Annotated in this window: 13 protein-coding genes and 8 pseudogenes; 6 read left to right on the forward strand and 15 right to left on the reverse strand. The window is 66.5% G+C overall.

Going from position 1 to position 15,312, the window contains the following annotated elements:
* Positions 1-115: 115 nt before the first annotated feature.
* The 3 genes and pseudogenes from NRF20_RS06345 to NRF20_RS06355 form a co-directional block, all read right to left on the reverse strand.
* Complete coding sequence (locus NRF20_RS06345) at positions 116-508, reverse strand: hypothetical protein (protein WP_413754706.1); 393 nt, start codon at positions 506-508, stop codon at positions 116-118.
* Between the two features lie 19 nt (positions 509-527).
* A pseudogene (locus NRF20_RS06350) lies at positions 528-908 on the reverse strand (trypsin-like peptidase domain-containing protein); the annotation flags it as partial.
* 34 nt (positions 909-942) lie between these two features.
* Complete coding sequence (locus tag NRF20_RS06355; RefSeq protein WP_398634638.1) at positions 943-1,254, reverse strand: trypco2 family protein; 312 nt, start codon at positions 1,252-1,254, stop codon at positions 943-945.
* A 189-nt stretch (positions 1,255-1,443) separates the two neighbouring features.
* On the opposite strand from NRF20_RS06355, the gene NRF20_RS06360 reads away from it, so the two are divergent.
* Both NRF20_RS06360 and NRF20_RS06365 read left to right on the forward strand, forming a co-directional pair.
* Positions 1,444-1,773, forward strand: a complete 330-nt coding sequence (locus NRF20_RS06360) for a DUF317 domain-containing protein (protein ID WP_413754532.1) — start codon at positions 1,444-1,446, stop codon at positions 1,771-1,773.
* Between the two features lie 168 nt (positions 1,774-1,941).
* Positions 1,942-2,903: pseudogene (locus NRF20_RS06365) on the forward strand (ISAzo13 family transposase); the annotation flags it as partial.
* An 86-nt stretch (positions 2,904-2,989) separates the two neighbouring features.
* Here NRF20_RS06365 and NRF20_RS06370 read toward each other — a convergent pair.
* The 3 genes from NRF20_RS06370 to NRF20_RS06380 form a co-directional block, all read right to left on the reverse strand.
* Positions 2,990-3,943 carry a reverse transcriptase domain-containing protein gene (locus NRF20_RS06370; RefSeq protein WP_413754533.1) on the reverse strand — a complete coding sequence of 318 codons (954 nt, stop codon included), beginning with the start codon at positions 3,941-3,943 and terminating at the stop codon, positions 2,990-2,992.
* Position 3,944: 1 nt separating this feature from the next.
* Positions 3,945-5,197 (reverse strand): IS3 family transposase gene (locus tag NRF20_RS06375; RefSeq protein WP_413752187.1). Its coding sequence is split into 2 segments (ribosomal slippage): positions 3,945-4,915 and positions 4,915-5,197, totalling 1,254 coding nucleotides; the frame shifts between segments, so codons are not numbered across the junction.
* Entirely contained in the window at positions 5,169-5,585 is a 417-nt protein-coding gene (locus tag NRF20_RS06380) for a hypothetical protein (protein ID WP_413752188.1), read from the reverse strand. The genes NRF20_RS06375 and NRF20_RS06380 overlap by 29 nt, the downstream gene beginning before the upstream one ends.
* A gap of 584 nt (positions 5,586-6,169) precedes the next feature.
* Here NRF20_RS06380 and NRF20_RS06385 point away from each other — a divergent pair.
* A pseudogene (locus NRF20_RS06385) lies at positions 6,170-6,898 on the forward strand (ISAzo13-like element transposase-related protein); the annotation flags it as partial.
* A 31-nt stretch (positions 6,899-6,929) separates the two neighbouring features.
* Here the strand turns inward: NRF20_RS06385 and NRF20_RS06390 are convergent.
* A pseudogene (locus tag NRF20_RS06390) lies at positions 6,930-7,670 on the reverse strand (ISAzo13-like element transposase-related protein); the annotation flags it as partial.
* Positions 7,671-7,781: 111 nt separating this feature from the next.
* On the opposite strand from NRF20_RS06390, the gene NRF20_RS06395 reads away from it, so the two are divergent.
* Positions 7,782-9,089: an IS4 family transposase gene (locus NRF20_RS06395; RefSeq protein ID WP_413751934.1), complete on the forward strand. Its 1,308-nt coding sequence runs from the start codon at positions 7,782-7,784 to the stop codon at positions 9,087-9,089.
* A gap of 16 nt (positions 9,090-9,105) precedes the next feature.
* Here NRF20_RS06395 and NRF20_RS06400 read toward each other — a convergent pair.
* The 5 genes and pseudogenes from NRF20_RS06400 to NRF20_RS06420 all read right to left on the reverse strand — a co-directional run.
* Positions 9,106-9,966: pseudogene (locus NRF20_RS06400) on the reverse strand (ISAzo13 family transposase); the annotation flags it as partial.
* A gap of 68 nt (positions 9,967-10,034) precedes the next feature.
* Positions 10,035-10,631: pseudogene (locus NRF20_RS06405) on the reverse strand (transposase family protein); the annotation flags it as partial.
* A gap of 282 nt (positions 10,632-10,913) precedes the next feature.
* Positions 10,914-11,393 carry a hypothetical protein gene (locus NRF20_RS06410; protein ID WP_413752189.1) on the reverse strand — a complete coding sequence of 160 codons (480 nt, stop codon included), beginning with the start codon at positions 11,391-11,393 and terminating at the stop codon, positions 10,914-10,916.
* A 189-nt stretch (positions 11,394-11,582) separates the two neighbouring features.
* Entirely contained in the window at positions 11,583-11,825 is a 243-nt protein-coding gene (locus NRF20_RS06415; protein WP_398635299.1) for a hypothetical protein, read from the reverse strand.
* Positions 11,826-11,996: 171 nt separating this feature from the next.
* A pseudogene (locus NRF20_RS06420) lies at positions 11,997-12,221 on the reverse strand (hypothetical protein); the annotation flags it as partial.
* Positions 12,222-12,256: 35 nt separating this feature from the next.
* Here NRF20_RS06420 and NRF20_RS06425 point away from each other — a divergent pair.
* Positions 12,257-12,736, forward strand: a pseudogene (locus NRF20_RS06425) (transposase family protein); the annotation flags it as partial.
* A 162-nt stretch (positions 12,737-12,898) separates the two neighbouring features.
* Here the strand turns inward: NRF20_RS06425 and NRF20_RS06430 are convergent.
* On the reverse strand, positions 12,899-13,792 hold the full coding sequence (locus tag NRF20_RS06430) for a LysR substrate-binding domain-containing protein (RefSeq protein WP_393704787.1): 894 nt from the start codon (positions 13,790-13,792) through the stop codon (positions 12,899-12,901).
* A gap of 143 nt (positions 13,793-13,935) precedes the next feature.
* Here NRF20_RS06430 and NRF20_RS06435 point away from each other — a divergent pair, with 143 nt between their 5' ends.
* Positions 13,936-14,577 (forward strand): hemerythrin domain-containing protein, encoded by a 642-nt coding sequence (locus NRF20_RS06435; protein ID WP_398635300.1) that lies wholly within the window; start codon positions 13,936-13,938, stop codon positions 14,575-14,577.
* Between the two features lie 224 nt (positions 14,578-14,801).
* Here the strand turns inward: NRF20_RS06435 and NRF20_RS06440 are convergent, their stop codons facing one another.
* A complete protein-coding gene (locus NRF20_RS06440) occupies positions 14,802-15,038 on the reverse strand; it encodes a hypothetical protein (RefSeq protein ID WP_398635301.1) in 237 nt (78 codons plus the stop codon).
* A gap of 23 nt (positions 15,039-15,061) precedes the next feature.
* Complete coding sequence (locus tag NRF20_RS06445) at positions 15,062-15,190, reverse strand: hypothetical protein (protein ID WP_398635302.1); 129 nt, start codon at positions 15,188-15,190, stop codon at positions 15,062-15,064.
* Positions 15,191-15,312: the final 122 nt, after the last annotated feature.

A 15,312-nucleotide genomic window follows, 5' to 3' on the forward strand; every position in this document is an offset into this window, starting at 1 on the left:
GAATCTCGTTCTGAAACGGTCAGTAAGCCATGCCGGTGATGCCGGGGTGTCGCTGGAATCGGTCACACCCGGTCGGCGGGCGGGCTTGCCGACCAGGTGCTTCCCGGATCGTCGGCTACAGAACGGCGACCGTGAACGGAACGTCCCTCAGGTTGTTGTTGGAGTCGGTCGTCACGACCGTGATGGTACGGGTCAGGCCGTTGCAGTTGCTGTTCGGGATGGCGGTGATCACGGCCCGGTAATTGTTGACCGTGGCGACCACTGCCGCGTTGCGCAGGTCAACGGTGGGGTCGGACACCTGCACGCAGTAGTAGCCAGCGGACTGACCGTTGAACCGCGCCGCCGACGAGACGTTCTTGGTCGCCAGGAGCGTTCCGTCCGCGCCCACCCGGGCAGCGGCTCGGGCATAGGGAGCGTTCAAGTCCGCCGGGGCCGCCGTAGCGGTACCGGTCAGGACAGTCACCGACGCCACTACTGCGGCAACGAGGGTGAAGGCTCGAGTGCGCATGGTATTGCCCTTCTCGGCCGCATCCGCCATGGATAGCAGCCCGTTGAATGTGCTCGGCATCCCGGATGCGTGAACCGGTCTCGTCCGTACGGAGCTTGAAGCGCGGGAAGCCCAGCGCGGTGCAGCGGAGTACGGCGTCCTGTTCGCCGAGGCGACCGAACCGGACCGGCGGGAGATCGATGCCGTCGTTCTCGGTGAGCCTCAGAACAGCGATGTCGACACCCTCATGCCGCCACTCCACGGCTGCATCGACGGCCTGCTCCCCCGGCCGGTCGGCCTGGAAGCGCACCCGGACAATTTCTGCGCCCTCCACCACATGAGCGGCAGTCAGCACCTTCCCCTGCACGACCAGACAGCCCGAGCCGCGCCTGCCCGCACCCCCTCCCGGTAGGGTGACCATGACCTCGGCGACCCGATCCGGAACCAGCCCCTGCTCAGCGCTCACCCTCGACCTCGTCGCCCGCGATCAGCGCCGTGCCCGGGACACCGCCGTCCGCCGGTACGGTCTTCGGTGTCAGGGTGAGCGTTATGCGCTGTGTCTCGGCGTGCGCGTACTTGCCGTTCGCTCCAGCATCGATAACCAACAGTCGCACCTTGGCGTCCCCGCCTGCCTCCCGGCTGACGGCGACAGTCGCCTCCACTTCCACCGGCCCGAGTTCGAAGCGCACGGTCTCGCCCTCCCCATCGGCCAGGGCTTCAGCCAGCTGCTGCCTCAACTCACGGATCATCTCGGACAGTTCGATCAAGATTCCCCCTGCGGTGAACGATTCTCAGATGCTACAAGGCACCGCACGGCACTACCGGACACATGGTTTACACAGGACCAGACGGTTCTACTCTCCCTTCCGATCTCCGTCCGACTTCAACATGCTGAACTTGACAGGGAAAAAACCTGGTCGGACGAGACCACCCACGCCGTCCACGAATCTCTCGTCCTGCGCGCGGAGTTCGTCCACGAAGCCGACCCCGACGACACCCATTGGAAGATCGCCGCGTACAAGAGCCCGGTCGGCGAGCGCCTGTGGCACGCCACCGCGATCACCACGGTCCCAGTGGAGATCATGCGTGTACTCCTCGACAGCCTCGCCTCCGCTGACGCGGCGGAGATCGCAGCGGGCAGCCAGGTCTCGGAAGCGACCATCGGCGAGGCCACGCGCCCGCTGGCCGACGCCGGCTGGGAGCACACCGTCGACGGCCGCTGGATCCGCTGGCAGGCCCCGGGGGATCACCCCGCCGGCATCCAGCTCGACGCCTTCGCCGCCTAGGACTTATCCGGTCGATCATGTGACTGCGCCGTGTCCGGGTCGTTGGTGTGGGCATGGGGCGGGGTGATCTGAGTGATGCCGAGTGGGAACGGTTGCGGCCGTTCCTGCCGGTTAGGGCCCGTAAAGAATCAACACGTTGCTTCACGACCTCCCTGTCGTTGGTGTGGTATGCGCATACCGAGCGAGGTTCGTGACCAACTTGCCCTGAGATTCGGAGTGTTGTTCCCTCATCTGAATGAGCGGCAGCAGCGGCTGGCGCTGGCCGCCGAGGCCCGGCTGCTGGGGCACGGCGGGGTTCGGGCCGTCGCGCGTGCCGCAGGGGTGAGCGAGACGACGGTGCGGAAGGGTGTCTTCGAGTTGGAGGGCGGTGAGGACCCACTGCCCGATGGCCGGGTCCGCCGGGACGGCGGCGGTCGCAAGAGCGCCGAGAAGCTTGACCGGCTGCTCGTTCCAGCGTTGCTGGCGCTGGTCGAGCCGGATGAGCGGGGCGATCCGATGTCGCCGCTGCGGTGGACGACCAAGTCGCTGCGGTCTTTGGCCGGGGAGCTGACGCGGCAGGCCATGCCGCGTCAGCGCCGACCGTGGGCAGGCTGCTGCGGGAGAACGGTTTCAGTCTGCAGGCCAATGCCAAGACCCTTGAGGGCGCTCAGCACCCCGACCGGGACGCGCAGTTCCGGTACATCAACGACCAGGTCAAGGACCATCAGGCGGAGGGCGAGCCGGTGGTCAGTGTGGACACGAAGAAGAAGGAAGTCGTTGGGGAGTTCAAGAATGTGGGACGTCAGTGGCGGCCGGCCGGTGAACCCGTGCGGGTTGACGTCCATGACTTCCCCGGTGATGCACTGGGCAAGGCCCTGCCTTATGGCATCTACGATCTGGCGGCGGACACCGGCTGGGTGAATGTCGGTACGGATCACGACACCGCAGCCTTCGCGGTCGAATCGATCCGCCGTTGGTGGAACGGGCAAGGGAGCCTCGACTACCCGCAGGCCAGACGTCTGCTGATCACTGCCGATGCCGGCGGCTCCAACGGCTACCGCACCCGGGCCTTCAAGACCGAGCTGGCCGCGTTCGCCGCCCGGACCGGCCTGGCCGTCACGGTCTGCCACATGCCGCCGGGCACATCGAAGGTCGGGTAGCCGGAGGGACTCGCACCCTCCGGCTCCCACAGATCCGTACGTGACGATCTCTCGTCATACGGCTCTTGTCGTCCTGATCACCAGGCCAAGGAGGGGGAACTGACCCATCTCCACTGCGCGAACATCCCCGGGCGGCGCTTGGCTGCCCGCTGGAAGGCCGCGATGGCCTTCCTCATCGCGCGAAACCGTCTGTACTTGTTGCGGAGCCAGCGCACCAGGTAGGCGTTGATGCGCATCAGAAGTGGATACAAGGCCGATCGGTAGAACCGGCCGTAGTACTGCATCCAGCCCGCGACGATCGGATTGATCCGCTGCGCGAGTTCTTCCACGGTGAGGTTGACCCGCCGGTGGAGCCGCCAGGAGCGGACCTCCTCGCCGAGTCGTTTGAGGGCGTCCCTGCTGACCGCGGGACGGAACGACCATCTGATGCGGCCGTTCTTGTCCCGCATCTGGCGCTGTTGGAACGTGAACCCCAGGAACGTGAAAGACGTGTGCTCGTACGAGCCGCGCCGCAATCCGTCCTGGCAGTACACGATCCGGGTCTTGGCCGGGTGCAGACGCAGCCCGACCTCGGCCATCCTGTCCGAGAGCGCGGCCAGCACCTGGCGGGCCTGGCGCTCGGTGACGCAGTGCACGACCGCGTCGTCCGCATAGCGTTCGAACGAGACAGCAGGGAACTCCCTGGCCATCCATACGTCGAACGCGTAGTGCAGGAACAGGTTCGCCAAGACGGGAGAAACCGGGGCTCCTTGTGGCGTCCCGCACTCCCGCTCCAGCAGGGTGCCGTCGGGCATCTTGAGCGGGGCGGCAAGCCACCGCCGCACATACAATTTCACCCAAACGGCGTCGGTGTGCGCTTCCACCGCCTTGACCAGGAGGCCCCAGGGCACACTGTCAAAGAACTGTGAGATGTCGAACTCGACAACCCAGTCCCGTTTCCAGCTGCGTTCCCGACACTTCTCCACGGCATCCAAGGCGGACCGTCCGGGCCGGTATCCGAAGCTGTGAACCGCCCCGGGTTCGGTAGAGATCTCAGATTGTGGTTGTGACCTGGGGTTTCGTGAGTTCCGTGTAGTAGTTGGTTTCGTACTCGACGGGTGGGATGTGCCCTATCTCTCCGTGGAGCCGGCGATGGTTGTACCAGTCGGCCCACTCGGCGGTGGCGAGCTCGACCTGGGAGAGTGTCTTCCAGGGCCGCTGGGGTTTGATCAACTCGGTTTTGTACAGGCCGATCGCGCTCTCCATCAGGGCATTGTCGTAGGCATCGCCGACCGAGCCGATGGAGGCGGCAATGTCGGCGGCGTCCAGATGCTCGGCGAGCCTGAAACTCGTGTACTGCGACCCGGCGTCCGAGTGATGGATCAACTCACCTGGCTGTATGGGGTGTTGGTCGCGGTCACGTTGCCAGATGGCCATCTCCAGGGCGTCCAGGACGAAGACGGTCTCCTTCACGGTGGCGGCCGACCAGCCGACGATCCGGCGGGAGAAGGTATCCAAGACGAACGCGACATAGACGACGCCGGACCAGGTCTTGATGTGGGTGAAGTCCGCCACCCAGCACCGGTTCGGGGCCTGGGCGGCGAAGTCACGGTCGAGGCGGTCCGGGGCCCGGTCGACCTGCCCGCCGGGGAGCGTGGTGATCACGCGTTTGCCGCGGATCGCGCCCTGGATGCCGAGTTCGCGCATGAGACGCTCGACGGTGCAGCGGGCTGCGGTATGCCCCTGCCGGTTCAGCTCGCGCCAGATCTTCCGGGCCCCGTAGACACGGTAGTTGGCGGTGTGGACCTGGCTGATCAGCTCCTTGAGCTCCGCGTCCCGCACTGAACGTGTTGACGGAGCGGCCTGTCGTTTCTTGTTGGCGTAGTAGGTTGAAGGGGCGATCTTGCAGTCGTGCTCGGTGAGCGTCCTGCAGATCGGCTCGACGCCGCCGAAGCGGTCCCGGTGCTCGTCGATGAACGCTACGAGCGTGTGTGTGGCCGGTCGAGCTCGGCCGCAAAGAAACTCGCCGCGGCCTTCAGGATCTCATTCGCCCGCTTGAGTTCGGCATTCTCCTTCTTCAACGCCTTGAGCTGAGCGGACTCCTCCGTCGTCGTCCCCGGCCGCGTGCCTGCGTCGATCTCGTGCTGCTTCAGCCAGTTCCGCAGTGTTTCGCGGGACCCGATACCGAGCTTCTCGGTCACCGCCTGCAGAGCGGCCGTCTCGTTCGGGTAGTCGTCGCGCACCTCGGCGACCATGCGCACCGCGCGGCGGCGGAGCTCAAGCGGGTAACGGGAAGGTCGTGCCATGACTCGATCCTTTCATGAAATCGAGTCTCCATTCGAGCCGGGGCGGTTCACTGTCCGGATGGAAAATAGGATCCACCCTCCGCACCAGATGCCGGGCCACTACGGTCTGAGCCACACGATCAGCGACGGCAGGAATCCCGAGGATCCTCTCACCGCCGCCATGCGGCTTAGGAATGGCCACCGCACGCACCGGCGGAGGAAAGTAGGAGCCCGACGACATCCGATTCCAGACCCTATAGAGATTGTTCTTCAGGTCCTTCTCGAATTCGGCGATTCTCTGCCCGTCCACTCCCGGCGCTCCCTTGTTAGCCCTGACTTCCTCCCATGCTTCCTTGACTTCCCACTTAGAAATCTCAAACGGCTTGGCCTGTGACTTCAACTGGCTCACCGAACTCCTCCCGGACACCGTCCGGTTGATGCGATCAACACAGTCACGGACGACCCGGCCCCTTCGCTCCACCCCCGTTACAGGGGCTTCTCCACTACTACGAGCCGGTCCGCCGGCACGTCTCGCGTCGGTACTCGGCCCCTTCGCGGCACAACCGCTCGGGGTGCTCCCTCTCGCCCGGCCCTACCAGGACGGGCTGTATCGGTACGCGCCTTCTCCTGTTCCACATGACCGCGGCAGATCAGGTTCACGTCGTCTCCATGCCGGACACCGCCTAGCCAGTCGGCGGGCTCCCGCCAGGCTTATCCCGGGACGGTTCCAAGCTTCCCGGTTTTGATGTCGTCGGAATCTTTTCGACACGTCAGCAACGATTCACTTGCGTTCGTCTCCCTGATCCCCACCTGACGCCTCTTGGACGCCTTTTCCTCATCGCTCACCACGACAGTCTTCGGCTAACGCAGCATGAGGCGGTTTGAAGCCTCCCCCCGCAGGGCGACTTCGAAGGGCCAATCCTTCATCGGTCACGCAGCACTGCTTCAAGAAACTCGTCCTACATCGAATTCCCCTCTGCATTCAGGACACACTGGAACAAGGTGGAGCATCGGCTGTTCTCCGCGATCACCATGAACTGGCGCGGCAGACCGCTGAACAGCCACGAGGTCGTCGTGCAGTCCATCGCCGCGACCACCACCCGCACTGGTCTCACCGTCCAGGCGGAACTCGACACCGGCACCTATCCCACCGGTGTGAAGGTCAGCGACGCCGAGCTGAACGCGGTGCCGGTCACCGGGCATGCCTTCCACGGCGAATGGAACTACACCGTGCACCCCCGCCCCGCCAGCCCGGCAGGCCCTACCAGGCCGACGCCCGGGCCGACGGCGGTCTTCGACCGTGGTGCCCTGTCACATCCCGTACTGACCGGCATGACCTGCACCGCACTGACCGAGCTGACCGAGACCCTGACCCCCGGCTGGCAGGCGCTGCAGAAACAGGACCCGGCCACCCGACGCGACGGCGGCACCAGGCGCCGGGCCCCGGGCGGCGGCCGCAAAGCCAAACTCGACCTGGCCGACCGGGTCCTGGCCACCGTGCTGCAACAAAACCTCGCTCTGCCGCCTACAGTGCTGGCCCACCTCTTCGACGTCAGCAAGGACACCATCCGCCACACCACCAGCGAGATCCGACGACTGATGGACCAGCACGCGCACACACCCCAGCCCCCAGCAGCACACCTCAGCACCCTGGCAGGACTCCTCGTCCACGCCACCGCACACGGCACGACCCTCACGACAGAGACCAAACCAACGTGTTGATTCTTTACGGGCCCTTAGGGCTTGCGGATCATTAACTCGCTGTCTTGATCTTGAGCGGGACGGTGATGCCTACCGCGCTCGCGTGGTCGTAAAGGTGCTCCAGGGTGGTGAGTTGCTGGTCAGTGCGATGGATGATGTGTCCCGCCGTGCTGAGGAGTTGGCGGATGTCGCGGATGCGCCGGTTGATGGTGAAGGGCGTGACGGTGAAGAGGCGGGCGACGGCGACCTGCGGGAGCCCGAGCCGGTAATGGAGGAGGGTGGCCAGGAGCCGGTCGGCGAGGGTGAGGACGGGGCGCCGTCCGGTGCCCGGGGCCGCCAGGCGGGGCCGGTGACCGCGCCGTTTGTCCAGGTGCGCTTCCCGCTGGTCCTCGTGGAGGGCAGTGAGTGTGGTGATCAGCGTGTCCCACTCCTCGGTCGGCATTCCGGTCAGGGCCGGGTGACACAGCCACGCAAGGTCGGGGCTGGGCTGGTCGAAGGGGTCCGGTACGTCACTGACTTGGTCATACGCCTCGGGCCGCAGCGTGTAGTTCCAGTCGCCGTGCCACTCGTGGCGGTGCAGGGGCAGGGCATCCATCTGCCGGTCGACGATCCGGACTCCGGTCTCGTAGGCGGTGGTGTCGAGTTCGGCGTGCAACGTCAGCCCGGTGCCGGTGGTCGTCGCGGCGATGCTGTTCACGATGACTTCGTGGCTTGTCAGGGGCCTGCCGCGCCAGTTCATCGTGATGTGGGAGAACAGCCTGTGCTCCACCTTGTTCCATTTTGAAGTACCTGGTCAATGCCGTTGTTTGAAGGTTCATTGAGTTGGTGGTGACGGACTGAGCGTCGCGCCGTTATGCGGGGTGTGCATCCATGGAGCGGGGTATCTGAACGAGTGCGGTTGGGCTTGATCACGCAGTGGGTGACGCCCGAGTTGGTGGACGAGGTCCTGTCGGAGTGTCGCAAACGGGACCGTCGGCCGGGAGCGTTGCCGGCGGGGTTCATGGTCTATTTCGCACTCGCACTTGCGCTCTTCCATCAGGACTCCTACGACGATGTGGCAGAACAACTAGTGGGTGGAATGAAGGAGTTGAGCGGGTGTATCCCACACAAGGCGTCTTTCACCCGGGCTCGGGAGCGCCTGGGACCGGAGGTTGTTGAGCGGATCTTCCACCGCTTGGCCGGCCCGCTGGCCCCTGCGGGGCTGGCCGGGTCTTTCTACCGGGGGATGCGTCTCGCTGCGGTCGACGGGTTTCTGCTGGACGTGCCGGATAACGAGGCCAACCGGCGCGCCTTCGGCGGCCCGAAGGACTCCAGCGGGAAACCGGGCGGGTTTCCGCAGGTGAGAGTCGTGACGCTGACCGAGACCGGCACGCATTCTTCCATCGACGCCAGGGTGGGCGGCTATAACAGTGGTGAACGCGACCCAGCTGTGGCGATGGCTGCCTCGGCCTCCGGGATGCTCGTGATCATGGACCGGGGGTTCCCCGGGGTGGAGTTGTGGAAGGCGTATATCGGCGCCGGTGCCCACCTGCTGCTGCGGGCCCGTTCGTGTGTGGCACACCGCCCGGTACGACACCTGCCGGACGGCACCTACCTGGCGCGCATGAACCTCGCGGGGCAGAAGGGCGCCCATCCGGGCGGTGTGCTGGTGCGCGTGATCGAGTACCGCGTCGACGGGGGCGAAGTGATCCGGCTACTGACCGACCTCTTCGACAACGACGCCTACCCAGCAAGGGAGTTAGCGGTCCTGTATCACGAAAGGTGGGAGGTGGAATCGGCCTATCGGCAGATCAAGACCTTCCAGCGGGGCCGGCAGGAAGTTCTGCGATCCACCGACCCACAGCTGGTGCGCCAGGAAGTGTGGGCGCATCTGGTCGTGCACCACTGCCTGACCGGCATCATCATGCAACTCGCCGACAGCAACGGCATCGATCCGGACCGCATCTCGTTCGTTAAGGTCCTCAAGCACACCCGACGCAGCGTGGTCCGCCAGCTCGCCGACACCCCGCCGAAGATCCGCAGGTTCCTGACCGCACTGGCGGCGAAGGTCCGCCGGAAACTCGACAACGGCACCCGCCGACTGCGAGAGGCAGACCGCTTCCTCAAACGGCCCAACTCGCTGTACTCCTACCGGCCGAAGAACAAACCGAAAGCCCCACCACGCCACGTACCCGCCAGAACCATCACACTGCAGGCGGCGATAGTTCAGTAGTCAAACAACGGCATTGAGTACCTGGTGGAAAGTGACAGACGGTGATTTCCAGGCCGGTCTCCAGGGCCAGAGCGGCCAGTTCGGCCTTCCAGGCGCGGGTGCGGTAGCCGTTCGAGCCGCCCGCGTCCGCGGTGATCAGCAGCCGCCGGGAGTGCGGATAGACGTCGCGCCCTTGGCTGTTCCACCAGCGGCGGATGGACTCCACGGCGAACGCGGCGGTGTCGTGGTCCGTGCCCACGCTGACCCATCCGGTGTTCGCTGCCAGATCGTAGATCCCGTACGGGATGGCCTTGCCCAGCTCCGGGTCCGGGAAGTCGTGCGTCCGTACCTGGACCGGTCCGCCCTCACGGTGCCACTCGGCGCCGGCGTTCTTGTAGTTGCCGACAACTTCCTTCTTTTTGGTGTCGACGCTGACCACCGGGTCCCCCGCAGCCTGGTGCTCCTTGGCCCGCTCGTTGATATAGCGGAACTGGCCGTCGCGGTCCGGGTGCTGCCTGCCCTCGACGGTCTTGGCGTTGCCCTGCAGGCTGAAACCTTCCTCGCGCAGCAGGTCGGCCACGGTCTCCGCTGAGATGCGGTGGCCCTGCCGGGTCAGCTCGTCGGCCAGGTGGCGGGTCGACTTCGTCGTCCAGCGCAGCGGCGACATCGGGTCACCCCGCATGTCCGGCTCGACGAGGGCCAGCAGGGCAGGCCGCAGCCCAGGATCGAGATCCACCGCACGCTTGCGGCCTCCGCCCTCCCGGCGGGCCCGGCCCAACGGGCCCACCCCGGAATCCAGTTCTGCCACTCCACGCGAGACAGTGCCCTCGCGCACCCCGGCCGCACGGGCCACTGCCCGGATCCCTCCATGCCCCAACGACCGGGCCTCCGCCCCCATAGCCAACCGGCGCTGACGCTCGTCCAGATGCGGCAACAACGCCTCTGCACTTCGCTGTTCGCCAGGACGAGTAGGGCCCGCAGGAGGGTGGTCGCGTGGCGGGTGTTCATACGGACCTTGCTGAGGAATCGCCAGGTCTTCAGGTTTGCGAAGCCGTGCTCGACGGCGGCGCGTTCATGGCTGAGCAGGCGGTTGGCCTCCTTCTCGGCGTCGGTGAGCCGGTGGTTGCGGGTGGCCTTGCGGCCGGTGATGATCACCGGGTTGTCAGGGTCGTCGTCCAGGCCGACGAAGCCGAGGTCGGCCAGGGCCCCGAGTTTGGCCTCGCGGAGATGCTCGGTGAGCTTGCTGTGGCGGGCGGTGGTGATCTCGCTGGACCGCCCGGGCTTGGCCGCGGAGATCCAGATCAGGTTGCCCTTCTCGTCGGTGAGCGCAAGAAACAGCAGGCCATGGGACTTGTGTTTCCCGCTGTAGTTCTTGCGGTTCTCTGTCCCGGTGCGGCGGCGGGTGCGCACGAGAGTGCCGTCCAGCAGGACGACCACCCCGCCATCGTCGGCGATCTTCTTCAGGGCCCGGTCCAGGCGCGGGGCGCGGGCAGAGAGCAGGCCGATCACTTCGATCACCCATCGGCGCACGGTCGAGGCGGAGACGTCGTTGCCGCCGGCCATGTCCAGAAGGCGCTGGTCATGACGGAGAACGGCGAGCACGATGATCGCTTGGGTTCCCGGGGTGACCTTGCGCCAGCGGGTGCCCAGCCTCTTGCGCTGCTTGCGTATCAGGTCGGCGACGAGGTCGATGGTCGACTTCGACACCGGAAGGCGAACCTGGTAGACAGCATCCTGAGAGCCCTCGGCGGGCTGGTTGTTCTTCACAAAACACGCCAACTCCCGCCGGGGGCCCTCGCGTTGTGGCAGGAATCGGCCACTTTGCGGCCGGATGCCGGGCTGGTGTCAGCGCGGTCCGTAGCGGCCTGACGGGGTGCGGTGCAGCCAGCCCCGGTCCGCGAGCCGCCTCAGCTTGCCCCGCATCGCCTCGGTCTGCGCGGGCAGCACGCCCAGCCCCAGCTTCTCGCACACCTCTCGGGTCTTGACCGGCCCGTCGGACGCACCCGCGACCACCTGCACAATCCGCTGATAGTCGGCGGGCAGCACCTCTTCGCTCATCTCCTCGACGCGGTGCGGCACGAGCAGCATCCCGCCGGCTCCCGACGCTTGCGTCGCCGGCGGATCCGGCTCCACCGGATCGGGCTCCACCACCGGATCGTCCCGCCTGCCGCCGTCCGTCGCCTCGGCGTACTGGCCGAACACCACCTCCGCGGCCTCCAGCCGGGCCACCTCGACATCGATCTCGGCGAGTTCCTTACGCAGCCGCTCGGCGCGGTCGGCCAGCAGGACCCGCCGTTCCACCGTCCATGTCAGTACATCCACCATGAACTTCCCCTCCCCGGGCCGGATCTTCCTTCCGGACCCTACGAGGAGACAACCGCCCGTACGGCGACTTCCGCGAACGAGGCCCGTGGCAATCGATCACCTGCTACCGATCATGTTCCAGACCAGCCCGAGTACCCCGCCATCGACTCACGCCAGCCCCGTGACCTGCGAAATCAGGATGGAAATTGATCAGTAGGAGATCTGCTGGGCCACACGCCCGGTCAACATCGTCAGGGCCTCGACGTCATTGGGGTGCGCCTCCAAAGCGACGCGCAGCCAGTGCTCCTCAGGCCAGGTCGGCTCACCGTCGCCGGGCTCCTGTGGATCCGATGCCGTCAGACACAACAATCGTCCCAACTGCAGTGCGGCATGGGCATCGCCCGCCACCGCACCAGACCGCAGTCGTGTGATCATCTCGTCAGTGATTGCCATGGGCCGAGGCTACAACCCGCCACTGCCAACCAGGACTCGTGCCGATCCAGCAAGGCGCGCACGAGCCCAGCCAGGCCCACGTCCGTGTCCGTGTCCGTGAGATCGCCGGGCTCCATGGCGAACGGAACGATCAGCCGGTGGGCACGTCACATGATCGGCCGGACAAGTCCTAAAGGCGGAGCGTTCGGCCTCGGCCCCCACCTCGATGAACCGCTCCAGCAGCGCCAGCCGTTCCCCGCGCCGGGCCTCCGACAAGGCGATCTGCTGCCGTTGCTGTTCAGCGCGTTCCGCCGAGAGTTGAGTTCTGTGCTGGACGAGGTAGGACAACGAGCCGCCGAGGACAACGCCGCCCAGCGATATGAGTGACACCCAGACCTGACCTGACATGGCGGTCATCGTGCCATGCCGTCGATCTTTGAGACGATCTCGCTGTGGCTGGTGTGATCACGGCGTCCGAGCCGTCCTGGATAGCCCCGTTCACCGGGCTGAGCCCGCGGCAGTTCGGAAAGCTGGTGACAGTTCTGCGGCGCGAGGGTGCGGACGCGGTCCGCAAGGGACGGCCGTGGGGCCTGCCGTTGGAGGACCGGGCCCTGCTGGTCGCGGCGTACTGGCGCACGAACCTGACGATGCGGCAGCTCGCCCCGCTGTTCGGGGTGTCCAAGTCGGCGGCGGACCGGATCATCGACCACCTCGGGCCGATGCTTGCTCTCCAGCCCCGCAAGCGGTTCGCCAAGGGCACCGTGCTCATCGTGGACGGCACCCTGGTCCCCACCCGCGACCACTCCGTGGCCGAGCAGTCCTAGAACTACCGGTACTCCACCAACCACCAGGTCGTCATCGACGCCGACACCCGACTGGTCGTCGTGGTCGGCCGGCCGCTCGCCGGGAACCGCAACGACTGCAAGGCCTGGGGGATCCGGGCGTCGTCGAACGGCGTCCACACGCTCCGGTCCTTCGCTCGTACCGTCAGAGGAGGTCGCCCGCCGCAGCTACCTGGGAGCCCGCTGTCGAGGGCCTGGTGAACGATCCGCCAGGCTGCGGCGCCTACGACGTGGTGGAGTCGGCAGGCTGCGTCAGAAGCGGAATACACCCAGGTCGCGCACGGTGTCGGCCAGGGCGCGGATGAGGTCGTTTTCGGCTTCGGTCCGCCAGACCAGAGCGAAGGTCAGGGTGGCCATCTCGGGGACGGGGAGGAATCGAATGTTCGACATGCCCCAGTATTTGGTGACATGGCCGGGGAAGGTATGGATGATGTCGCCCATGCCGATGTGGCTGATCAGCTGATCGGCGTTGTCCGAGGCCGCGGCCGTGATGCGCTCGATCGAACGGCCGCGTGGGGTGGAGAAAGGCAGGTAACTGTCCTCCCAGTAGTCCGGCATGCCGAGGGCAGTGGCGTGTGGGAACTCGGCGAGCAGCTCTACCGGTATGGAGTCCCGTGCCGCGAGCCGGTGGTCGGCGGCCACGGCAAGGACTCGCGAGTCGGTGCACAAGGTCGGCCCGACGGTGAAGTCCGGCTCCTCCACCGGCAGCCAGACGATCATGACGTCCATGGCGCCGCTGCGGAGCTGGCCGAACGGATCGGTGAAGGTTACCTGGCGGATCTGGAGGCCCCATTGCGGGTGGCGCGCGCGGAACGCCTTCCAGTAGGGGTGCAGATCGACGACGTTGAAGGGCATCAGGCTGACGCGGAGCTGTGCGGTGATGCCGCGGGCCGCCAGCTGGGCTCGCTCCAGGGATTCGTGCAGGCCCGCGTAGACCGGTTGTAGGTCGTCGCGGAACTGCCGGCCGACCTCCGTCAGACGAACCGTGCGGCTGGTGCGGGCGAACAGCTCGGCCCCGATGCGCCGCTCCTGCTTCTTGATGGCTTGGCTGACGCGTGCCGGGGAGACGTGCAGCCGCTGTGCGGCCCGGCCGAAATGCAGCTCCTCCGCCAGTACGAGGAAGATCTCGATGTCCCGCAGCTCCACCGGCCCCCGCCCCCGTGTCGATAACCCAGCGGTTATCGAACCGCGTGGAAGTTTGGCTTGATCATATGCGCGGATCGCAAGATCGTTTGAGACATGCATGCACGCATGAGGATCCGTGAAGAACGCCGCGTTCGTCCGGCCCGATGAGCGACGCCATCGACCTGACCATGATGTACGCGATGCATGGCGCCCTGCGCCGGGAACTGGCCCAGCTCGACCGGGTCACCACCGCCGCGGACCGTGACCCCGTGGGTGTACTGGCCACCGCTGCCGGATGGACACTGTTCAAACAGGCCCTCCGCGCGCACCACACTGCCGAGGACGGCGCGCTGTGGCCGTCACTGCGTCAGAATCTGGCCGGCAGCCCGAAGGACCTGGCGCTGCTGGAGGTGATGGAGGCCGAGCACGCCGCCATTGCTCCGGTGATCCAGGCCATCGACGAGCTGCTGACCGAGCCCGGAGACAACCGGCTGCGGCTGGGCCAGCTCACCGACGCGCTGACCCGCGGCCTGGACGGACACCTCAAGCACGAAGAGGACACGGCCTTCCCGCTGATGCGGCGGACGCTGACCGCCGAGCAGTGGGCCCATTTCAGCCAGGTCCATGCTCAGCACATCGGCAAGGACGCACCACTTCTGCTGCCGTGGCTCCTGGACGGCGCCGACAAGCCGACCATGACGAGGCTCCTCGCTCAGCTGTCCGCGCACGCGTACGCCGCCTGCACCGCCCGATGGATCCCGGCCTACACCGCTCTCGACCGCTGGAGTCCAGGCACCACGGCCTGACACACCTTCACCACCCGCCGCCCTCGCGGTCCATCGCCCGGCCGAAATACGCCCCTCGACCTCTACCACGAAAGCCATCACAGTGTCCCCATCTGCACACGTCACTCCGCTCCAGCGCGCCTCGGACACCGAAGCCGCCTCGTGGCACCAGGTCGTCGCCGCCTCGACGGCCCACGACATGCCCGGAGTACTGGCTCCCAGCCTCGGACAGATCCACGCCCAGCTCACCCAGCCCGCCCTCGGCAGCCGCCAGCTGACCTGGCTCGCCACCCACGCGCGAAGGGCCCGCCCACGGGGCAGATGCCGGGGAACGTGCCGTACGGTACGCCGTGCGCGTCGTCCTTGTTGACCTTCGGCCGCCAGAGCTGGAATTCGAGGCCCCGCTCGACCTCGATGACGTCGGCCCAGCCGAGGAGCCGTGCCTCGGAGGTGCAGGCGGCGAGGGCGAATCCGGTCAGCAATGCGGCCGTGTCGCGGAGGCCGATCAGGTAGGGGGCTGCGGCGCGGTCATCTTGCGGAGCAGCAGCACCCTCGCCCCGCCCGGGTCGTGCAAATGCTGCGCTGCACCACGGACCACCATCCCAGCCACCACCACGATCAGCAGCAGCACCATGCAGCAGCCGCAGGCCCTGGCCGACGGCTGCTCTCACACCTATCGCACCTCACAGGGCAGCGCACCGCCGAGTAGCCGGGGGGAATCTCATCCCCCGGCCCTCACAGAACCGTGCTTAACAG

The sequence above is a fragment of the Streptomyces sp. R-74717 genome, assembly GCF_047305335.1.
Classification (GTDB): Bacteria; Actinomycetota; Actinomycetes; order Streptomycetales; family Streptomycetaceae; genus Streptomyces; species Streptomyces atratus.